The sequence below is a fragment of the Pseudomonas sp. B1(2018) genome (genome assembly GCF_003097365.1).
Classification (GTDB): Bacteria; Pseudomonadota; Gammaproteobacteria; order Pseudomonadales; family Pseudomonadaceae; genus Aquipseudomonas; species Aquipseudomonas laurylsulfatiphila.
Genome location: NZ_PYUK01000003.1, coordinates 92297 through 113528 on the forward strand (window position 1 = coordinate 92297; position 21232 = coordinate 113528).

Here is a 21232-nt window from a genome sequence, read left to right on the forward strand (position 1 = left end):
CCAACAAGGAAACCCTGCGATGAGTCTGTGGCGCACCACTCCCAACATCGAGCAGTTGAACGCAATCCAGAAAAATACCATCGGCGAATTGCTGGACATCCGTTTTGAGTCCTTTGACGATGATTCCCTGACCGCCAGCATGGTCGTCGATCACCGCACCCATCAGCCTTACGGCTTGCTGCATGGCGGCGCCTCGGTGGTGCTGGCCGAATCGGTCGGCTCGATGGCCAGCTACCTGTGCATCGATGCCACAAAGTTCTATTGCGTGGGTCTGGAAATCAACGCCAACCATTTGCGTGGCCTGCGCAGCGGGCGGGTGACCGCGGTGGCCAAGCCGATCCACATCGGCCGCACGACCCATGTCTGGGACATTCGCCTGACCAGCGATGAGGGCAAGGCCAGTTGCGTGTCGCGGCTGACCATGGCGGTGGTGCCGTTGGGTGAGACGCCGCCAGTGCGTTAAGGCGAGTTCGAAACACGGGATCTGAACGTCCTCATCTCAATGGCGCTGCTTGTGGGCATGTCCGGGTGCCCCGTCCACTCCCTGTTCGGTTGGGTGAAGTGGTCCAGCGAAAAGTCCGCATCGTCATACTTGAACAACTGGGCGGTGCCACGCTGCACATGTTGTCCCAAATAGGTTCTGGCCTCTGTGGGGGTAGCCATTGCAGCAATGGCGCCCGCCTGCAGATTGGGGTTCGCAATCGAGTCGGTCAGCGGGGTGGACATGAATGTCAGGGAGGCGGTCAAGCCGGTCCCGGCCGTGCGCGTAGCCCAGCCATACAGCACTTCCACGCCTTTGGGTCTGGTCAACTCGTTAGTACCCTGGTTGTAGGTGCCTCCGCGCAAGGCGTTGATAATGGCGATGGATGCGCCATCAAAACCCTCGACGGCAGCATTGATGGCGACGTCTGCCAAGGGCGGAAGTTCTTCGCGAATCATGCCGCCGGCGAACAGCAATCCGCCATAGACGCCCGTGCGCAGGGCAGTCGCGACACCTGAAGGCGGGAGTGAAAGGCTGGGGCCCAGTTCTGTGCTGATGCGTTGTCCTGTTTCCCTTGTCAGGCTGCCGGCCGCGCCGGAGATGAGGCTGATGGCCACTGCATTGAGTCTTTCGGGGTTACTCCAGTAGGAATAGAGCGGGGTAGTGGCACCTGCTGCCGCGCCGACCAACCCACCCATGGCCGCCCCGATCCACTGCGCAGCGCGGTTGTTGCTGTATCGGGAAACGATGTTGCTGCCTGCGCCCATCCCCATGGATCCACCCGCCAATGCCCCGACCACGGCACCTGTTACGGTCAGCGCCAAATTGGCGCCAGGGTCGACCGTCTGGTTCTGCGGATCATCCGTGGTGGGGTTTGCCCACTGAACCAGTCCCTGTTCTGCAAGATACCGGACAGCGCCACCGGCCAACGCACTCACACCGTCACGGCCAATCGTCGCGGCGGCCGCACCGAGCACTTCTCCAGCGGTGATCAGTCCCTGTAGGTCCAGGTGCCCGATCGGATTGCCATGCACCATGGCATACAGGTTCAACCCATCGGCAATTCCCGCCGGGTCCGCGTTCAGCCAGCGTTGGCACCAGGGTACGTAGTAGCGAAACCCGTAATAGTACAACCCGGTGGCATCCCGTTCCTGGCCGCAATAGCGCCGCGTCTTGTAGCTGGCTTCGAGTTTGTTGCGCCCGGCCCACCAGCAGGTACCGCCGTAGGGGTAGTAACTTTCCCGGGAGATGAGCAAGGCCGCTTTGTCCAGTTCCAGGGTGCTGGAGCCCAAATGATCGGTAAAACCGTAGCGCTGCTGGTTTTGGGCAATGCCGGCTGGCGGTTCAGTCGGCCAGTGGAGGATTTGCACCGTGCTGCGCCCGGCCTTGATCGTCACGACGTGGAGCGTGTCCTTGTCGGAAATACGCACTTCCACGCCGGGCAAATAACGGGTTTCGTGGGTGCGGGTCAGTGTGCCGGTGTAGGCCTGACGGATTTTTCGTTGACGCTGGCCATCGCCGTCGTACACATAAAACTCGCAGTCGTCCGCTTCATCTTCACGCACCACCTGATCGACCTGCCGCAGTTGGTTGCGCAGATCCCATTGCAGGGATTGCCCTGGCTGAAGCCCGGTACGGTTGCCGTTCAGGTCATGACCAACGGCAATTTCCTGTTCGTCGGGCAACTCGCCATTGGTTTTTTCGGGGAGGCTGCGATTGCTGAACCGGGCGACTGCCGTGCGTTCGGTACGGCAGGCGCTGTCTGCCTGATGCTGCATGACCTTCAAGTTGCCGGCCTCATCATAGGTGTAGAAACGCGTGTACTTTTCCAGTTGTCCGGGATCGATCGTGGTTTGGAAATCCGGGAGCTGAGGCCCACCCGGCGCATTGCGCAATTGCCGGCCACAGGCCTCGATCAGGCGGTAGAGGCTGTCGTAGCGGTAGCGATTAACGGGCTCGATGCGCTGGTTGCGGTGAAAGTGAGTCGCTTGCGCGGCATCGGTGATGCAGGTGACATTGCCCACTGCGTCGTATTCATAAGTCAGGTCTTGCAGCGCTGGCTGACCTGTTACATAGGCTTTCAGCTGTTCCAGTCGGCCATCGTCGGGCCGAAAAGTCGCCCGGGAAACAACGCCATTTCCAGCGCGCTGTTGTTCGACATGACCAAAGGCGTTGTACTGAATGTCTCGAACCAGCGCCGTTTCCTCGGTCTGCCCGGCGAGTTTCAGACGAACTTCACGCAGTTCGCCCGCACAGGTATGAATGAACGTCTGCCGGTTGCCCAATGCATCGGTCTGGCTGACGGCCTCGCTGGCGGCGTTGCAATGGAGGCGCGTGATTGCAGGTTCGATTTCCAGCAAGGCGTCGCGTTCAGGCACTGAATCGGGCCAGTCCACCGGCCATTGCGGGTCGGCGATGAAGGTTCGGTTTTGCTGCAGTGATGCACCGTTCAGACTGAATCCGGTAAAGAGCAGGGCGCCGGCGGTGTCGTCCTGTCGAATCAGATGACCGCGCAGGTTATGCCCGACATCGGCGTCGTCAGCGGCATAGGTGAACCGTGCGATGCAGCGTTCGGCTCCCTGCCACGCGCGCTCGAACGTAGCGACCGGGCGGCACTGGGGGTCATGGTCCACGCGGCTCTGGCTGAGTTTCTGGTCCCAGCCTTCAACTCTTTGTCCGTGGGCGCCGAGCAAACCCAGGCGCCAGCCGGCGTCGCTGTTGTGCGAAAGAATGACAGCGCCCGATAAACTGAAAAGGTTTTGCTGATTGGCTGTCGGCTGACCGTCCTGATGTAAACGGAACAGGCGTGGATCACGACTGAGAACGGCGCGACCGGCGCCGTCATATTCCTGCTGAGTGATGCACGGCTGCGCAACCGACTCGTTCTGGCGACGGTGATAGGCTATACCGCGCACGCTCAGCCCGCGTGGGTCAAAGGCCTGGATGGCCGGCGTGTTGGCGTGGCTCATTGTGAATGTGTCTGTGACTCGGCGGAACAGCCCTTCTTATCCACTTGATGCCGGTTGCCAGTCAACTGTCAGAAATAACAGGTGGCGCCGTCATAGCCACGGCAGGTCTGTCATCATTCCTGGCAGTTACGGTCATTGCTGCAAGACGCGGTCTTGCGGACAATCAATCTCTGTTCTCGCTTATGGATTTGCAGGTATGTCGCAACAGATCTTTTTCGCCCACGCCAATGGTTTTCCTTCGGGGACCTACGGCAAGTTGTTTGCGGCGCTGGCACCCGAGTTTCAGGTGACGCATCTGGAGCAGCATGCCCACGACCCGCGTTACCCGGCGGACGACAACTGGTACAACCTGGTGGATGAGCTGATCCATCACCTGCAACAACAGGCCGAGCCCGTGTGGGGCGTCGGTCACTCCTTCGGCGGTGTGTTGCACCTGCATGCGGCCTTGCGCTGCCCCGAATTGTATCGAGGGGTGGTGATGCTCGACTCGCCCGTGCTGACCCGAGCCGATCAATGGGTCATACGTGCGGCCAAACGCTTCGGTTTCATCGACCGCCTGACGCCGGCCGGCCGTACCCTGGGCCGCCGTGAAGAGTTCGCCGACCTGGAAAGTGCCCGCAAATACTTTGCCGGCAAGACCCTGTTTCGCGGTTTCGACCCCGAATGCTTCGATGCCTACCTGCAACATGGCTTGCACCAGGTCGGCGACAAACTGCGCCTGCGGTTCGATCCGGCCACGGAAATCAGCATCTATCGCGGCGTGCCCCACACCAGCCCGGGCAGCACCCGCAAGTTGCAAGTGCCACTGGCGGTGGTTCGCGGGCACAACAGCCGCGTGGTGATGCGCCATCACGCCAGTTCGGTCGACCGCCTGCCGTTGGGCGAGTCGTTGACCATGCCTGGCGGCCACATGTTTCCGCTTGAACGTCCCCTTGATACTGCCCAAATGCTTAAAGGCCTGTTCCATCGCTGGGGCGGCCATCGACAACAGGATTGCGCATGAGCCACGCCGTCGAAGAAGTTCGCCTGAGCCTGCCGCACATCGAGCTGGCGGCGCACCTGTTCGGTCCTGAAGACGGTTTGCCGGTCATAGCCCTGCACGGCTGGCTGGACAACGCCAACAGCTTTGCCCGTCTGGCGCCCAAACTCAAAGGCCTGCGCATCATCGCGCTGGACATGGCCGGTCATGGTCATTCCGGGCATCGCCCGCCGGGCGCCGGTTACGCCATGTGGGACTATGCCCACGATGTGCTGCAGGTCGCCGAACAGCTTGGATTGAAGAAATTTGCGCTGATGGGGCATTCGATGGGCGCCATCGCTTCGCTGATCATCGCCGGGTCGATGCCTGAGCGGGTCACCCACCTGGCATTGATCGACGGCATCATTCCTCCTACGGACAAGGGTGAAAACGCTGCCGAGCGCATGGGCATGGCCCTGCAGGCGCAACTGGATCTGCGGGAGAAGCGCAAACCGGTCTACGACACCCTCGACCGCGCCATCGAAGCGCGCATGAAGGGCCTGGTGGCGGTCAGCCGCGAAGCCGCGGAACTGCTGGCGCAGCGGGGTCTGATGCCGGTATCGGGTGGTTATACCTGGCGCACCGACAATCGCCTCACGCTGCCATCGCCACTGCGCCTGACCACCGAGCAGGCCATGGCCTTCGTCCAGCGGATCAAATGTCCTGCAACGCTGGTGGTCGCTGCCGACGGCATGCTCGCCAAACACCCCGAGTTGCTGGAGCGTCTACCCTTTAGCCGGGAACAGCTGCCAGGCGGCCACCATTTGCACCTGAATGACGAGTCCGGTGCCGATCTTGTCGCAGACTGTTTCAATCGGTTCTTCGCCATTCCTTGACTTGCGCCGGTCAACTGTCGAGGCTTGGTGGGTTGAAAAGGGAGACAACCATGATAGATCTCTACACCGCTGCGACCCCGAATGGCCACAAGGTCTCTATCGTGCTCGAGGAACTCGGCCTGCCCTACAGGGTGCATGCCTTGAGTTTCGACAAGAAGGAGCAGAAGTCCGCGGACTTCCTCAAGATCAACCCCAATGGCCGGATTCCGGCGATTGTCGACCGCGCCAACGGCGATTTCGCCGTATTCGAGTCCGGCGCCATTCTGATTTACCTCGCGGAACAGACCGGCAAACTGATGCCGAGCGACCCGAAGGGACGTTCGCTGGTGTTGCAGTGGCTGATGTTCCAGATGGGTGGCATCGGCCCGATGCAGGGCCAGGCCAACGTGTTCTTCCGCTACTTTCCGGAAAAACTCCAGGGCGCCATCGACCGCTATCAGCACGAGACCCGTCGCCTCTATGAAGTGCTCGACACGCGTTTGCAAAGCGTGGAGTTCCTCGCCGATGAGTACAGCATTGCCGACATCGCCACCTTTCCATGGGTGCGCGGTTACGAGTGGTCGGGTGTCCCGGTGGAGGGCTTGACGGCGTTGCAACGCTGGATGGCAACCCTGGAGGCACGGCCGGCGGTGCAGCGTGGTCTGCAGGTACCGCAACGCGCCGATGAAGCCAGTGTCATCAAGGGCGCCCAGGCCATGCTGATCCGATGAGTCTATCCATGCGTTCATTCAGTTTGCTGGTGCTGTGCAGTTTCAGTCCCTTGTTGTTCGCCGCCGATCTTCCGGGCAGTCAGGACCTGCCGATAGTACCGCGCATGGTCGACGCCCAGATTGTCGACTATCGCCCCACCGTCGAACTGGAGCGGATCTACCCCTTGGGCTCGATCCGCAAGATCAGTGGCCAGTTACGTTTCGACGGTCAGGTCAGTGCCCGCGGCAACGTCACTTCGGTGACCTACGAGTTGCCACCGGAGCATTCATCCATCGAAGCGTTCACCGCTGCCCGCGAGGCTTTGCAAAAACAGGACGCCGGGTTGCTTTTTTGGTGCCAGGCGCGCGATTGCGGTGAAAGCAGCCTCTGGGCCAATGAAGTCTTCGGCAACGCCAAGCTGTACGGTGCCGACGATCAACAAGCCTATTTGCTGCTGCGACTTGCCGCGCCGCGGGATAACACACTCGTCGCGCTGTACAGCATCACTCGCGGTAATCGCAAGGCCTACCTGCATGTCGAGCAGTTCGACGCTTCGGCACCGCTGGGTGAGTTGTTGCCGACCTCCGCGACCTTGCTGCGTGAGCTCAAGAGCACCGGCGAACTGGATTTTTCCACGTTGAACAGTGCACCTGACGAGACCTGGCTGCGCCTGATTTCCCGCGGACTGAATCTGGACACCACCTTGCGGGTCAGTATTTCCGGAGCGAACGCCGAAGCCTGGCGTCAGGCACTGATTGCCCAGGGCGTGCGTGCCGCACGGATGGAAACCGGCAGCGCCGAAGGCTCTGGCCTGCACATCGAGCTATTGCGGTAGGCTGTACCGGGCGAGCGTGCACGCTGCGTTCGCCTACTCTTTTGCTGACTGACTTTTTCGGGATTTTCGATGATCAATAACGATCGCCTGTTGGTGCAGATCCTGCTCGTGGTGCTGTTCGGCGCGAGCTTCTGGGTGATGGCGCCGTTCTGGTCGGCGATGTTCTGGGGCGCAGTCCTGGCATTCGCCAGTTGGCCGCTGATGCGCTTGCTGACCCGTTGGCTCAACGGCCGCGAGTCTCTGGCGGCGGCATTGCTGACGCTGGGCTGGATGTTGCTGGTCGCGGCACCGCTGGTGTGGCTGGGTTTCAACCTCGCCGATCATGTGCGTGATGCCACCGCATTCATCAAGGACGCGCAGGTCGAGGGGTTGCCCGAAGCACCGGTCTGGCTGGGTTCGATTCCCCTGGTGGGCGAGCGGCTGGTCGGAATCTGGAACAGCATCGATGAGCAGGGCGCGGCGATGATGATGGCGCTCAAGCCTTATCTGGGACAGGTGGGTAACTGGTTGCTGGCGCGCAGCGCGCAGATCGGCGGCGGTATTCTCGAACTGACCCTGAGCATCGTCTTCGTGTTCTTTTTCTATCGTGACGGACCGCGTCTGGCGGCGTTTGTGCACACATTGCTGGAACGGCTGATCGGTCAACGGGCCGGCTACTACATTGAACTGGTGGCAGGCACGGTGCAGCGGGTGGTGAACGGTGTGATCGGCACAGCAGCGGCCCAGGCGATCCTGGCGCTGATCGGGTTCCTGATTGCCGGCGTACCGGGTGCGCTGGTGCTTGGCATCGTGACCTTCATGCTCAGCCTGATCCCGATGGGGCCGCCGCTGGTGTGGATTCCGGCGACCGCGTGGCTGGCCTGGAAAGGCGAGTACGGGATGGCCATATTCCTCGGCATCTGGGGCACATTCGTCATCAGCGGTGTCGACAACGTGCTCAAGCCGTACCTGATCAGCCGTGGCGGTAACCTGCCGCTGGTCATCGTGCTGCTTGGGGTATTTGGCGGGTTGATTGCCTTTGGCTTCATCGGCCTGTTCATCGGCCCGACATTGCTGGCGGTGGCCTATAGCCTGTTGATCGACTGGAGCAAGACTCAGTCACGGGCTGAGGATCGCCTGCCCTGAAGTTCCAGGGGCCGTAGCCCATTGAACCGCCGAGGGGTAGTGGGCTTTTTTTGGGTTCTTCATGGAATCCCGGGGGAACACAGATAACGAAATACCTGTAGGAGCTGCCGGAGGCTGCGATCTTTTGATCTTGATCTTCAGCAATCTCCAGATCGCAAAAGCAAAATCAAAAGATCGCAGCCTCCGGCAGCTCCTACAAGGGAGCACGTGCACCACCAGACAACGAGGCCGATCGCGGCGGGCTCTGTAGGGGAATCAGGTACGCAGCAGGCGAATCACGGCCGTCAGGCCGCCACCAGGCGTCTCTTCCAAGGTTAACTGGCCGCCCATTCGTTGCGCCGCCTCACGCGCAATGGTCATGCCCAGGCCAACGCCGCCGGAGTTGCGATTGCGCGAGCCTTCAAGGCGAAAGAAGGGTTCGAACACCGCTTCACGTTGTTCAGTGGCGATACCCGGGCCATGGTCGATGACCCGGATCACCAGGTGTTCACGATGGTCATCCAGGGTGATCAGCGCCTGCCCGGCATAGCGCAGGGCATTGTCCATCAGGTTGTTGATGCAGGAGCGCAGGGCCATCGGCTGCACTTGCAGCGGGGCACAGTGACCGCTGGCCTGCACGTCTGCGCCCTGGTCCTGGGCATTTTCACTCAGGGACTCCACCAGCGCCTGCACGTCCATCCACTGTGGGGCTTCGCTGGTGCGCTGTTCATGCAGGTAGGTGAGGGTGGCGTCGAGCATGTTGATCATGTCGTCGAGGTCCTGGCGCATCTGGCCTTGCAGCCTGTCGTCGTCGATTTTCTCCAGCCGCAGCTTGAGGCGCGACAGCGGCGTGCGCAGGTCGTGGGACACGGCGCCGAGCATGCGTGAGCGCTGCTTGACCTGTTCAAGGATGCGCTGCTGCATTTTGTTGAAGGTGTGCGCCGCTTGCCGCGCTTCCCGTGGCCCCGACTCTTCCAGCGGCGGGCTGTCGAGGTTCTCGCTCAAGCGCTCGGCTGCGTCGCTCAGGCGCTGGATTGGCCGGCTCAGCAGTTTGGCGCCATACCAGGCGGCAATGATCAGCGAGACCAATTGAAAGGTCAGTGGCACCAGGGGGCCGCCGAACCACGGCCGTGGCGGCCGCTTCTCGAGGTTTGGGTCCAGTGGCGGGCGTGGCCCGTCCAGGCCTTCGGAAAACTCTGGTGGAGGCGGCGGTGGCGGCGGGCCGTAATGGTGAAACCAGGCAAAGGCCAGCAGATGCGCGAGGATAATCGCCAGCAACAACACGCCAAACAGGCGGCCGAACAGGGTATCGAAGCGCCCGCGCATCAGCCGATGTCTCGGGCATCGAACAGGTAACCCTCGCCACGAACGGTCTTGATCAACTGCGGAGCCTTGGGATCGTCGCCGAGTTTCTGGCGCAGGCGCGATACCAGCAGGTCGATGCTGCGGTCAAAGGCTTCGATCGAACGACCGCGGGCGGCGTCCAGCAGTTGTTCACGGCTGAGCACCCGGCGCGGACGTTCGATAAACACCCAGAGCAGGCGGAATTCGGCATTGGACAGCGGCACCACCAGGCCATCGTCGGCAATCAGCTGCCGCAGCACGCTGTTCAGGCGCCAATTGTCGAAGCGAATGTTCGCCCGCTGTTCGCTGCGGTCATCGCGCACCCGACGCAAGATGGTCTGGATTCGCGCCACCAGCTCGCGGGGCTCGAACGGCTTGGCCATGTAGTCGTCGGCGCCCAGTTCGAGGCCGATGATCCGGTCGGTGGGTTCGCAGCGGGCGGTGAGCATCAGGATCGGGATGTCCGACTCGGCGCGCAGCCAGCGGCACAGCGACAGGCCGTCTTCGCCGGGCAGCATCAGGTCGAGTACCACCACGTCGAAATGCTCCGCCTGCATCGCCTGGCGCATTGCGGCGCCATCGGTGACGCCGCTGGCGTGGATGTTGAACCGGGCCAGATAGTCGATCATCAATTCGCGGATCGGCACGTCATCGTCGACGATCAGGGCGCGAATGCTCCAGCGTTTGTCGTCACCGGGCGTCTTTTGGTCGTCGTTCACGGGTGCTTGGGTGTTGTGCATGCGTGCGTTCATCTGCCAGGTAGGCTGCCAACCACAAAGATAGGCTGCGAGGTTGTGGTTCCAGCATAGGCGTCCGGCCCTGAGGCGGGAAGGGCTGTTGCAGGGACCCGTTGCGGTTGCCGAGGGTAGCCGGCCCGGGTGTTGCGGGCGTGTCGTGTGTGTATCGAACTCGACACAATGGCCTCGGGGGCTAGTCTTGCTTGAGCCGTCTCGACGATTTACCGATCATCGGGTCCCGCAGCGGCGCTGGTTCCGCTACAATGCGCGCCGATTTCGACTTGCCTGAGAGCCTACTCATGTCCGCCTGCCAGACGCCTATCATCGTCGCCCTGGATTTCCCTACCCGTGACGCCGCACTGAAGCTGGCCGATCAGTTGGACCCGAAGCTGTGCCGGGTCAAAGTCGGTAAAGAACTCTTCACCAGCTGCGCTTCGGAAATCGTCGGCACTCTGCGCGACAAGGGTTTCGAAGTGTTCCTGGACCTCAAGTTCCACGACATCCCGAACACCACCGCGATGGCCGTCAAGGCCGCTGCGGAAATGGGCGTGTGGATGGTCAACGTGCATTGCTCCGGCGGCCTGCGCATGATGGCCGCGTGCCGTGAAGTGCTGGATCAGCGTAGCGGTCCCAAACCACTGCTGATCGGCGTGACCGTGTTGACCAGCATGGAGCGTGAAGATCTGGCAGGCATCGGTCTGGACATCGAGCCGCAAGAGCAGGTCCTGCGCCTGGCCGCCCTGGCGGAAAAAGCCGGTATGGACGGACTGGTGTGCTCGGCCCTGGAAGCCCAGGCGCTGAAATCGGCACATCCGTCGCTGCAACTGGTGACCCCGGGGATTCGTCCGGCGGGCAGTGCCCAAGACGATCAGCGCCGCATCCTCACCCCACGTCAGGCACTGGATGCAGGTTCCGATTATCTGGTGATCGGCCGTCCGATCAGCCAGGCGGCGGATCCGGCGAAGGCGTTGGCCGACGTAGTGGCCGAACTCGCTTAAAAGATCGCAGCCTTCGGCAGCTCCTACATGGATCGCGTTTTCCTGTAATTAAATGGACTCGCCCAAGCCGAGGCGTCTGTGCGCCGCGGTGGCATTCTTATAGAAGCCAACGACAGCGAGGGCGAGGCCATGAAAAAGCATACGATGTTCAATCAGTCTTTGTCAGCCGACGTGTCGGCGTGCACGACCGTTGCGGTAGATCTTGCAAAAAAGGTCTTTCAGGTCGCCGGGGAGGATGCTCTCGGCCAGGTAAAATTCGAGGATCGCATCAAGTCCCGCGAGGCCTTCCAGGTATTTCTGCACAAGCTTCCCGAGCGTGTGACGGTCTTGGTGGAAACCGGGCCAGGCGCTCAGGCGTGGGCGCGGTTACTGCAAATACAGGGCAATCCGGTCCGCATCCTGCCGGCCCAGCTTGTTGCCAAACATCGCTGTGGCCCGAAAAATGATCACAACGATGCGTTCGCTATCCTGCGTGCAGGCCGCGATAGCACGATTTCAGCCGTTCCGGTCAAGAGCCCGGCGGCGCTCGCGATGCAGGCACTGCACCGAGCTCGACAGGGATATATACGGCGACGCACGGCGGTGGGCAATCAGATGCGCGGTTTGCTGCTGGAACATGGCGTGGCTCTGGCGCAGGGCGAAATGGCGATCAGCCAGCTCGTGCCTCGGATATTGGCAGATGTTACCCAGCCATTGCCCGATCTACTGCGCGAGCTGATCGCCGAACTGCTGGGTGAATGGAGTCAACTGGGTGAACGCGTCAACGTACTGACCGGCCGACTGGAAACGGCGGCGAAAGAGAGTGAGATAGCGAGGCGGCTGATGACTGTGCGCGGTGTTGGTCCAATCATCGCCACGGCGCTGCTGGCCAAGCAGACCGAGCCTGAACGCTTCGCCAACGCCCGGCAGTTTGCCGCGTACTTCGGGTTGGTGCCCAACCAGCACAGCAGCGGCGATAAAATCCGGCTGGGCAAGATGTGCAAACATGGCGATGCCTACTTGCGCAGCCTGGCGATCCAGGGCGCCCATGCTGTTTTAAGGCAGATACGATCTGACTCACAGCAGCCGGACGACCAACGTCTACAGCGTTGGATCTCCCGCCTGGGGCGCAAGGAGGCGGCAGTGCGATTGGCCAACCGCAACCTGCGCATTCTCTGGGTACTACTACAAAACGATCAGACTTATCGTCGCTGGCCGGGCAACGGCCCCGAGGTGGCGATGAGTCACTGATCCATAGCGTTCTGCCGCCGGGGCGTTAAGCCGCTCCAACCCATGCTAAAAAACATTGACCCCAGGTCAGACCGTCGCGGATTGATGCCTGGGCTCCTACCGGCCCTTGAGGCCTCACTGTAATCGGCATACCGCGCGCTTATCCAATGTTGGCCAGAAGCCGTTCAAGGCTTCCTCGAACAGGCCTGATACATAGATGCAACCGGGCAGCAGTGTTTAGAAGCAGGTTGAAAGTGGGGGCGAGTCCATACATAGGAGCTGGCGCAGCCTGCGATCTTTTGATCTATCGTTTTTAAACCTTCAGCACCAGCTTCCCGAAATTCTCGCCGTTGAACAATTTCATCAGCGTCTCCGGGAACGTCTCCAGTCCTTCGACGATGTCTTCCTTGCTCTTGAGTTGTCCCTTGGCCATCCAGCCGGCCATTTCCTGGGCGGCGCTGGCGTATTGGGCGGCGTAGTCCATCACCACAAAACCTTCCATGCGTGCGCGGTTGACCAGCAGCGACAGGTAATTGGCCGGCCCCTTGACCGCTTCCTTGTTGTTGTACTGGCTGATGGCGCCGCAAATCACCACTCGCGCCTTCATGTTCAGGCGGCTCAACACCGCGTCGAGAATGTCGCCACCCACATTATCGAAATACACGTCGACACCTTTCGGGCACTCGCGCTTGAGGCCGGCGAGGACGTCTTCGCTCTTGTAGTCGATAGCACCGTCGAAACCCAGTTCATCGATCAAAAACTTGCACTTGTCCGCGCCGCCGGCGATGCCAACCACCCGGCAGCCTTTGATCTTGGCGATCTGCCCGGCAATGCTGCCCACGGCGCCCGCCGCACCCGACAGCACCACGGTGTCACCGGTCTTCGGCGCGCCGACGTCGAGCAGGGCGAAGTACGCCGTCATCCCGGTCATGCCCAGTGCCGACAGGTAACGGGGCAACGGTGCCAGTTTTGGATCGACCTTGTAGAAGCCTCGCGGCTCACCCAGGAAAAAGTCCTGCACACCGAGGGCGCCGTTAACGTGGTCCCCAACTGCGAAGCCCGGATTGTTCGACGCGATGACTTTGCCCACACCCAAGGCGCGCATGACTTCGCCGAGCCCGACCGGCGGGATGTAGGACTTGCCCTCGTTCATCCAGCCACGCATGGCCGGGTCCAGGGACAGGTATTGGTTTTCGACCAGGATCTGGCCCGCCGCCGGCTCGCCGACCGGTACTTCCTGGTAGGTGAATGTCTCGCGGGTCGCCGCGCCAACCGGACGTTTGGCGAGCAGGAATTGGCGATTGGTCTGGGAGGTCATGACAGGCACTCAAGATGAATGAAGCTTTGTTGATAGCCGGTCAGCGCCGATGCCGCAAGTTCGGCTGATGCGGCGAATGCAGGTTGATCCAGTGCAGTGATAGTTGGTACGGCAGTTCCATCACTGCAACTCATGGGCGCACAACCGGAGTCCTGATAGTGCTGCCGCGTTCAGCACCTCCATGGCTAGACTGGCGCTGTGCGATTCCCCGCTTACTTCTCTTCGAGGACATAACAATGAGCATGACGTTTTCCGGCCAGGTGGTGGTGGTGACCGGCGGGGCAGCCGGTATTGGCCGCGCGACCGCCCAGGCATTTGCCGCCGAGGGCCTTAAGGTCGTAGTAGCCGATATGGACACGGCGGGTGGCGAGGGCACGGTGGCGCTCATTCGTGCGGCCGGTGGCGAGGCGACCTTCGTGCGCTGCAACGTCACCCTGGAAAACGATGTGAAAAATCTGATGGAGGAGGTGATCAATACTTACGGTCGTCTCGACTATGCCTTCAACAATGCCGGTATCGAAATTGAGAAAGGCAAGCTGGCCGACGGTTCGCTCGACGAGTTCGACGCGATCATGGGCGTCAACGTCAAAGGCGTCTGGCTGTGCATGAAGTACCAGTTGCCACTGCTGCTGGCGCAAGGGGGCGGCGCGATCGTCAATACGGCTTCGGTGGCGGGCCTCGGGGCAGCGCCGAAAATGAGCATCTACGCAGCTTCCAAGCACGCGGTGATCGGCCTGACCAAATCGGCGGCCATTGAGTACGCCAAGAAAAAGATCCGGGTCAACGCCGTGTGCCCGGCGGTGATCGACACCGACATGTTCCGTCGCGCTTATGAAGCCGACCCGAAAAAAGCCGAGTTCGCCAACGCCATGCACCCGGTCGGTCGCATCGGCAAGGTCGAAGAGATCGCCAGCGCGGTGCTGTATCTGTGCAGCGATGGCGCGGCCTTCACCACAGGGCACTCATTGGCCGTGGACGGTGGCGTGACAGCGTTCTGAAACTGCACTCCACAATGCAGAAAACATGGAACCTGTGGGAGCGGGCTTGCTCGCGAATGCGGTGGATCAATCAATAAATATGTCGACTGACACGCCCTCTTCGCGAGCAAGTCGGATCGCCGCACCGCCGCTCCCACAGGTTTTTTTGGTTCCACAAAGGGGCCGGGCAATGTGTTTCAAATAATTAGATCGAATGGTTTTGGCGGCGTTGTCGCACATGCCTTCGAACCCTCCTGTGATTAACTGCTTCCGGCAAAATCAACAGGAGTTTGCTTGCTCATGGAGTTGAGAATCGACCGACAGGCGCTGGTGCCCGTCGTACAGCAAATTGTTGACGCACTGACCGGCTGGCTTCATTCCAGCGGGGTATCGCCCGGTACGCGCCTGCCTTCGGTGCGACAGATTGCGCGGATCAATTTGCTTAGTCAGTCCAGCGTCGCTCAGGCCTGTGAACGCCTGGTGACGCAGGGGATGCTGGTGTCAGGTCATGGGGCTGGCTATACAGTCGCCGCCCCGGCATCGGTCACGAACGCAAGGCATGAGCCTGTGTGGTTTGAGGGGGCCGAACCCGAGTACGGGCCTTGGTCGGGTGAGTTGAGGCTGGGCTGTGGCGGGCTGCCTGAAAGCTGGCGCGAGACCGACGATCTGATCTACGCGATCCGGCAAGTCAGTCGTACCGATACGGCCAGTCTGTTCAACTACAGCACGCCGCTGGGTTTGCCAGCCTTGCGGCAACAGATACTCAAGCGCCTCAGGCAGCTGGACATCCCGGTACAGGACAACCGGATCATGACCACCGCGGGGGCCAGTCAGGGGCTCGACCTGATTGTGCGGACACTGTTCAAGGCCGGTGATTGTGTGGTCGTGGAGAGTCCCGGTTATCCGCTGCTGTTCGATCTGCTCAGGCTGCACGGCATCCACATGGTCGAGGTGCCGCGAACACCGCGCGGGCCGGACGTGGACGTGCTCGAGTCGGTGCTGGCCAAGCACCGGCCTCAAGGATTGCTCATCAATAGCTTCTTTCACAACCCGACCGGCAGCAACCTTTCACCCGGGGTGGCGCGTCGCGTGCTACAACTGGCCAGGGCCTTTGGCGTGCAGGTGATCGAGGACGACGTCTATGCGGATTTGCGCAGCGGTTGCGGTACGCGACTGGCTGCGCTGGACAACAACGTGATCTACGTGGGCAGCTATTCCAAGACCCTCAGCAGTTCCTTGCGGGTCGGTTTCGTGGTGGCCGATTGCGCACTCATTACGCGTCTGGCCGAGGTCAAAATGATCTCTGGCATAGGCGCCTCACGATTTTGCGAGTCGGTGCTGACGTGCCTGTTGGCGAACGGTGCCTACGGCAAACTGGTGCAACGTCAGCGCCAACGCTTGAACAACGACCGGCTGGCGGTGTTGCAAATGCTCGAGGATGCCGAATGGGAAGTCTTCGGCAAACCGGCGGGAGGCCTGTTTATCTGGGCGCGATCACGAATGTCCGACTACGATCAGGTGCTGGCCCGGGCACGGCGTCTGGGTGTGGTGTTGTCATCGAAGACGGCCTTCAATTCCTCGGGTGGGGCCAGTGACTGGCAGCGTATCAATGTGGCCTATGCCTGCGACCCGCGTGCCCGTGCGTTCTTTCAAGCCACTGCTCGGGATCGACCTCAAGCGTTCTGAAAGCGACGTTGGCGTAGCTTTTGGCCATTATTCCGGCGCCAGAGCCTTGTGTTGCCACTGGCCCGTTGCGAATCTGCGTCTACAGACTTTGGCAGGGGACTAAGTGCAATGAATTCGGCCGTGCAAGGACGTTTTGCCAACCTCGGTATGGCGAAAAAACTGGGTATCGGGTTTGTCCTGGTGCTGTTGTTGACTGCGCTGGTGGCGGGCATTGGCGTTTGGTCCCTGCAAACCATCAGCCAGCGCTTCGACGGGCTCAAGCAAATGTCATCGCTCAACAGCGGTTTGCTCAAGGTACGGCTGCTGGAGCAGGAATACGCCTTGCACGGCAATCCGAAAACCGTCGATGCCTTGCACGAGGGCGTCGATGGCTTGATCGCTCTGGCCGGCCAGCTCAAGGCCGCGTCGGCGGCCAATGTGCCGGTGATGAATGATGTCGAACAGTCCCTGGGTGCCTATCGCAAGGCCTTCGACGAGTTTGTCTCGCTCACCCAGGCCAAGGACCTGGCGCTGGAAATGGCCAGTTGGTCGGTGTCCAGCGTGGCCAATAATCTTGATGTATTGCAATCCGGGCTCGCCGATGACGGCGCTTATACGCTGAAAGATTCCGAAGGCAAGGACGGTGCACAGTTCATCGAGCAGGCCGGTCAGGTCAGCCAGGTTTCACGCTTGATGCTGCAAGCCATGAATGAAGCGCGCGTGCGCCTGGATCAAAGCCGCAAAGGCGACGACAGCGCCGGGCAGGGCAAGATCGAACAGGCCAGCCAGGCATTGGCCCAGGCCGAGCAGCTCAAGACCACGGTCAAGGACGAGGGTTACCAGACCGTCCTCAACGAGGTGACGGGTCATATCGCCGGTTTCAGTGACAAGCTCGCCGAGTACACCGGCCTGCTGGAACAGGAAAAAACCGTTTATCAACAGTTGCACCAACGCGCAGCCCAAGTGGTTGAGCGGGTGGATCAGGCTTATGTCGCTGAAGACCAGGCGATGCAGGCCGAACTGAAAAAGAACTCGATGCTGATCCTTGGCTCCTCCGCTCTGGCGTTGCTGGTCGGGCTGGTTGCTGCATGGTTCATCACCCGGTTGATCGTGGCGCCGCTGCGCAGTGTGATCCAGGTGGCGCAGCAGATAGCCTCAGGGGATTTGAGTGCAACCATTGACGTGACCCGTCGTGACGAAATTGGCCAGTTGATGCAGGCCATGCAACAAATGGCCGCGGGGCTCAGCCATATCGTCAGCGGCTTGCAGTCGGGTATCGAACAGTTGGCCACTTCCGCCCAATCGCTGTCGGCAGTGACTGAACAGACCAATCTCGAAGTCAGCACGCAGAAAGAGGAAACCGAGCAGGTCGCCACTGCGATGAATCAGATGACGGCCACGGTGCATGATGTCGCGCGCAACGCAGAGGAAGCAGCCCTGGCGGCGCAAACGGCTGACGGCAAGGTTGAAAGTGGTCAGCAGGTGGTGCGCCAGAGCATGGCGCGGATCGAGCAGTTGGCGGACTCGGCCAACTCGGCCAGTTCGAGCATTGAAAGCCTGAGTGCGGAAATCCAGAACATCGGCACGGTCTTGAGTGTGATCAAAAGCGTGGCGGAGCAGACCAACCTGCTGGCATTGAACGCGGCGATCGAAGCGGCCCGGGCGGGTGAGCAGGGCAGGGGCTTTGCGGTGGTGGCCGATGAAGTGCGTGCACTGGCCAGGCGAACCCAGCAATCGACCGAGGAAATCGAACGCCTGGTCAGCGCTTTGCGCTCGGCGGCGCAGTCGTCGGTGCAGCAGATCCAGAGCAGTGGCGAGTTGGTGAAGCTGGCGGTCAGCGATGCCTTGCAGACCGAGAGCGCACTGGGAAGTATCGCAGCGGCGGTATCGTTGATCCAGCAGATGAATCAGCAGATCGCCGCGGCGGCCGAGGAGCAGAGCTCGGTGGCCGAAGAGATCAACCGCAGCGTCACCAGTATTCGCGCCAGTGCCGATCAATCATCGCTGGCGATGCAGGGCAATGCCGCCTCCAGCATCGAGTTGGCGCAACTGGGGGTTGAGTTGAAGGGGATGGTGGGGCATTTCAGGCTGTAGGAGCAGCCGGTCGACGCTCGATTGCTCGCGATGGCCGCAAAGACAACGCGCGTTGACTGGGTGAGCGCGGTGTTCTGGAGTCCATCGCGAGCAATCGAGCGTCGACCGGCGGCTCCTACAGAAGAACAAAAAAAAGCCACCTTGCGGTGGCTTTTCTGTTTTCGCTGATCAGTCGTAGATCACTTTCTTTTTCCAGTCCGCGTCAGCTTCGACGTCTTTGAGGCCTTCGGTCAATTGGTTGACCTCGCCTTCGACCGGCGCAATACGATCCATGACCTGGTCATTGGCGCGGGCCAGGAGTTTTTCCAGGTATTCCAGTTGCTCGGCGTAGACCTGTGGTTCCTGTTGCTTGCGCAGGTATTGCACGCCGCGCTCGAATGCCAGGCGAGCCTGCCCTGGCTGGTTCTGTTGCAGGGAGTGCTGGCCGAGGTTGTTGAAGAACTCGATGTGCAGCAGCACCAGGATGTGGCGCACTTCACGAATCCAGCGCTTGGCTTCGTTAGGTGGCAGGAAGCCGTCCTGTGCCGCGCGGGTGATTTGCCCGTGCAGGGCTTCGAGCAGGAAACGCACATCCTTGGCCTTGGCTTCGGTCTGGATCGGTGCCGGCGGATTGTTGACCGGGATCGATTCACCCTGGCCGACAAGGACCTCCAGTTCGGCGATCCGTGCCTTGAGGTTGGCACTGGATTTTTCCAGGTTGAGCAGGCGCTGGCAGACGTTCAGTTCCAGGCGGGCCAACAACAGTTTGAGTGCCGGGGTCATCAACTGGCCGGGGAAAGTCTCGGTGATTTCTCCGCAGCGACGCAGACGATCATTGAGTTCAATCTTGGTACGGGCCTTTTCCAGCTTGTTGTTTTCCACCACATGGTTCATGTAGCCAATGGCGATCAACAGTGCGATCCCGGCTACAACTAGCAGGGTGATCATGAGTGGCGTCACCGGTAAGACCTCTTTTTAGGGTACGCATGCGAGTCTAGTGGCTTGGCATTTGAGCGCCTAGGCCCGTATGACGGGTTGGATCGGACATGCCTGCGCCTATATCGGCCGCAGCCTTGCTTCTATAAATGGTGGCACGCGATATACAGATTGCCATCACTGGAGGACTATAACGCCTTGGCGGGTGCCAGAATATAGGCGTCAAACACCGGGCAGCGGAAAAACCGCAATGGCGTCCAAAAGCAGGGCGAAGTCATTGATTTAAATAAATTTATATCAGGGGGTTGACGACCTCTCAATCCATCCATAGAATGCGCGCCACTTGCAGCGTAAAGCACACAGCGAAACGAAGCAGGGAGTGAATGTTGTAGTGTGTCCCCTTCGTCTAGTGGCCTAGGACACCGCCCTTTCACGGCGGTAACAGGGGTTCGAGTCCCCTAGGGGACGCCAATGCGGGAATAGCTCAGTTGGTAGAGCACGACCTTGCCAAGGTCGGGGTCGCGAGTTCGAGTCTCGTTTCCCGCTCCAATTTTAAACAGCGTTGCTTTCGGGCAGGGCTGAGTGAAACCAGAACCAAGTCTTCGGATGCGGATCTGGGCACCGAAACACACACCATGTGTTCCGGGCAGCGTGTCCCCTTCGTCTAGTGGCCTAGGACACCGCCCTTTCACGGCGGTAACAGGGGTTCGAGTCCCCTAGGGGACGCCATTTGCGGGAATAGCTCAGTTGGTAGAGCACGACCTTGCCAAGGTCGGGGTCGCGAGTTCGAGTCTCGTTTCCCGCTCCATATTTAACAAAAACGCCGCTCATTGAGCGGCGTTTTTGTTTGCGCGTAAAAAACCGGATCAACTGCTGAGGCTCTGTACCAGGCTTTCGAGCGCGTCAGTGGTTTCTTCATCCTGCACCCGTTGCACAGCTGCAGTTGCTCTGAGTTGGCGTGCCAGGCGGTATTCGCTGGGCGTGCAGTTTGCGAACTGCTTGAAGGCACGAGCGAAGTAGGACGGATCCTTGAAGCCGGCCTCATAGCCGATGCTGGTAATCGGCATCTGGCTGTTGTCGAGCAGTTCTTTGGCGAAGTTCATGCGCTTGTCCAGGATGTAATCCGTGAAGCCAAGTCCATTGGCTTCCTTGAACAGGCGGCTGAAGCGAAATGTCGTCATGCCGCAGCGCTGCGCCAGGTCCCTCTGATCGATGCTGTCACGAAAGTGCTGTTCGATGTACAGCATGACGCTGTTCAGTGCCTGGTGTTTTTGGTGGCCTGAGGTCAGCCGGATGCTGTCTGGCAGGGTCGGGGAGTGTTCGATCTGCGAAGACTTGTCCTGGCCGTTGGCATTACGGCGCAGCTCGCAGAGCTGCAGCACCGCCGTCAGGTAACGCTTCTTCTCGGAGGTCGAGAACGGGAGCACCATGTATTCCCAGACGCTGGAGCGCATAGCCCATACCGCCAGTTCCTCCGAGTGCTGCACGGTGAACATGGTGATCGGGATGGTCGGGGTGGTGCGTTTGATCTCCAGTAATAGCTTCAAGCCTGGAGTGTCGGGGCGATCAAAATGGATGCAGATCATGTCTGCCTGTTCTCCGATGGGCAACACGGAGTTTTTTGCCAGTTTGCAGTCGCAGGCATCCTCGAACTGCGTGACGAGTTCTTTCGTGGACCGATCATGAGTCAGATCGAACCATAGGAGCGATGGCCTACTGGTCAAATTGGACGTCATGTCTTCACTCTGGGGGTTCTAGTGACTCTCATCGCCAGTATTGCCAATGTGCCATCAATTCTGCAGATTTAATCCTGATAGAAAATACGATTTTTAGTTCTATTCGCTCTATGGGTTATCTGGAAGGCAGCTCCAGGCGATTATTTGCTCGTGTGTCGTCGAAAAAGCCCGGTCGAGCCGCCTGTCGCTTGTGAATCAATGGCAATTGCCTTTGCGTTTCAATGCTTTGTTTACCCCTCCCGTGACTGCTGCAAAGACCAATGCTCCGTATTGGCCGCCCCGCAAAAAAGTCCTAGCGATGTGCAA

At 60.3% G+C, this 21232-nt stretch carries 17 protein-coding genes, 4 tRNA genes and 1 pseudogene; 16 read left to right on the forward strand and 6 right to left on the reverse strand.

Annotated elements, in window-relative coordinates; translation table 11 throughout:
* Positions 1-19: 19 nt before the first annotated feature.
* On the forward strand, positions 20-463 hold the full coding sequence (locus C9422_RS05510) for a hotdog fold thioesterase (protein ID WP_116579941.1): 444 nt from the start codon (positions 20-22) through the stop codon (positions 461-463).
* On the opposite strand, the gene C9422_RS05515 is transcribed toward C9422_RS05510, so the two are convergent.
* Positions 460-3450, reverse strand: a complete 2991-nt coding sequence (locus C9422_RS05515) for an RHS repeat-associated core domain-containing protein (protein WP_116579942.1) — start codon at positions 3448-3450, stop codon at positions 460-462. The two genes, C9422_RS05510 and C9422_RS05515, sit on opposite strands and share 4 nt — an antisense overlap.
* 196 nt (positions 3451-3646) lie before the next feature.
* Between C9422_RS05515 and C9422_RS05520 the strand changes: the two genes are divergently transcribed.
* From C9422_RS05520 to C9422_RS05540, 5 genes are all read left to right on the forward strand, one after another.
* Positions 3647-4453, forward strand: a complete 807-nt coding sequence (locus C9422_RS05520) for an alpha/beta fold hydrolase (protein WP_116579943.1) — start codon at positions 3647-3649, stop codon at positions 4451-4453.
* On the forward strand, positions 4450-5304 hold the full coding sequence (locus tag C9422_RS05525; protein WP_102699772.1) for an alpha/beta hydrolase: 855 nt from the start codon (positions 4450-4452) through the stop codon (positions 5302-5304). The genes C9422_RS05520 and C9422_RS05525 overlap by 4 nt, the downstream gene beginning before the upstream one ends.
* 50 nt (positions 5305-5354) lie before the next feature.
* Positions 5355-6014, forward strand: a complete 660-nt coding sequence (locus C9422_RS05530; RefSeq protein WP_102699771.1) for a glutathione S-transferase family protein — start codon at positions 5355-5357, stop codon at positions 6012-6014.
* 8 nt (positions 6015-6022) lie between these two features.
* Complete coding sequence (locus C9422_RS05535) at positions 6023-6829, forward strand: DUF4892 domain-containing protein (RefSeq protein WP_116579944.1); 807 nt, start codon at positions 6023-6025, stop codon at positions 6827-6829.
* Between the two features lie 69 nt (positions 6830-6898).
* Positions 6899-7954 carry an AI-2E family transporter gene (locus C9422_RS05540; RefSeq protein ID WP_116579945.1) on the forward strand — a complete coding sequence of 352 codons (1056 nt, stop codon included), beginning with the start codon at positions 6899-6901 and terminating at the stop codon, positions 7952-7954.
* Between the two features lie 255 nt (positions 7955-8209).
* Here C9422_RS05540 and C9422_RS05545 read toward each other — a convergent pair whose 3' ends face one another.
* Positions 8210-9259, reverse strand: a complete 1050-nt coding sequence (locus C9422_RS05545; protein ID WP_116579946.1) for a HAMP domain-containing sensor histidine kinase — start codon at positions 9257-9259, stop codon at positions 8210-8212.
* Positions 9259-10017, reverse strand: coding sequence for a response regulator (locus C9422_RS05550; RefSeq protein WP_104449037.1), 759 nt, complete (start codon positions 10015-10017; stop codon positions 9259-9261). Before C9422_RS05550 ends, C9422_RS05545 begins: the two co-directional genes overlap by 1 nt.
* A 296-nt stretch (positions 10018-10313) precedes the next feature.
* Between C9422_RS05550 and pyrF the strand changes: the two genes are divergently transcribed.
* Positions 10314-11012 (forward strand): orotidine-5'-phosphate decarboxylase, encoded by a 699-nt coding sequence (gene pyrF / locus C9422_RS05555; protein ID WP_165824752.1) that lies wholly within the window; start codon positions 10314-10316, stop codon positions 11010-11012.
* A 171-nt stretch (positions 11013-11183) separates the two neighbouring features.
* A complete protein-coding gene (locus C9422_RS05560) occupies positions 11184-12242 on the forward strand; it encodes an IS110 family transposase (protein ID WP_116580127.1) in 1059 nt (352 codons plus the stop codon).
* A gap of 292 nt (positions 12243-12534) precedes the next feature.
* On the opposite strand, the gene C9422_RS05565 is transcribed toward C9422_RS05560, so the two are convergent.
* On the reverse strand, positions 12535-13539 hold the full coding sequence (locus C9422_RS05565) for an NADP-dependent oxidoreductase (protein ID WP_116579948.1): 1005 nt from the start codon (positions 13537-13539) through the stop codon (positions 12535-12537).
* Between the two features lie 236 nt (positions 13540-13775).
* On the opposite strand from C9422_RS05565, the gene C9422_RS05570 reads away from it, so the two are divergent.
* The 4 genes and pseudogenes from C9422_RS05570 to C9422_RS32830 all read left to right on the forward strand — a co-directional run bounded on the left by C9422_RS05570 (position 13776) and on the right by C9422_RS32830 (position 18275).
* Positions 13776-14537 (forward strand): SDR family oxidoreductase, encoded by a 762-nt coding sequence (locus C9422_RS05570; protein ID WP_116579949.1) that lies wholly within the window; start codon positions 13776-13778, stop codon positions 14535-14537.
* A 279-nt stretch (positions 14538-14816) separates the two neighbouring features.
* Positions 14817-16202 (forward strand): PLP-dependent aminotransferase family protein, encoded by a 1386-nt coding sequence (locus tag C9422_RS05580; RefSeq protein WP_116579950.1) that lies wholly within the window; start codon positions 14817-14819, stop codon positions 16200-16202.
* A gap of 147 nt (positions 16203-16349) precedes the next feature.
* Positions 16350-17417, forward strand: a pseudogene (locus C9422_RS32825) (HAMP domain-containing protein); the annotation flags it as partial.
* Positions 17412-18275, forward strand: a complete 864-nt coding sequence (locus tag C9422_RS32830) for a methyl-accepting chemotaxis protein (protein WP_371317843.1) — start codon at positions 17412-17414, stop codon at positions 18273-18275. The pseudogene C9422_RS32825 and the gene C9422_RS32830, both read left to right, overlap by 6 nt.
* A 168-nt stretch (positions 18276-18443) precedes the next feature.
* Here C9422_RS32830 and C9422_RS05590 read toward each other — a convergent pair whose 3' ends face one another.
* Complete coding sequence (locus tag C9422_RS05590) at positions 18444-19202, reverse strand: hypothetical protein (protein WP_178082413.1); 759 nt, start codon at positions 19200-19202, stop codon at positions 18444-18446.
* 383 nt (positions 19203-19585) lie between these two features.
* Between C9422_RS05590 and C9422_RS05595 the strand changes: the two genes are divergently transcribed.
* The 4 genes from C9422_RS05595 to C9422_RS05610 all read left to right on the forward strand — a co-directional run bounded on the left by C9422_RS05595 (position 19586) and on the right by C9422_RS05610 (position 19998).
* Positions 19586-19661: transfer RNA gene (locus C9422_RS05595), tRNA-Glu, on the forward strand.
* Positions 19662-19663: 2 nt separating this feature from the next.
* Positions 19664-19739 (forward strand) — tRNA-Gly (locus C9422_RS05600).
* 104 nt (positions 19740-19843) lie between these two features.
* Positions 19844-19919 (forward strand) — tRNA-Glu (locus C9422_RS05605).
* Positions 19920-19922: 3 nt separating this feature from the next.
* Positions 19923-19998: transfer RNA gene (locus C9422_RS05610), tRNA-Gly, on the forward strand.
* Between the two features lie 58 nt (positions 19999-20056).
* Here C9422_RS05610 and C9422_RS05615 read toward each other — a convergent pair.
* Positions 20057-20926: a DNA-binding response regulator gene (locus C9422_RS05615; protein ID WP_116579953.1), complete on the reverse strand. Its 870-nt coding sequence runs from the start codon at positions 20924-20926 to the stop codon at positions 20057-20059.
* Positions 20927-21232: the final 306 nt, after the last annotated feature.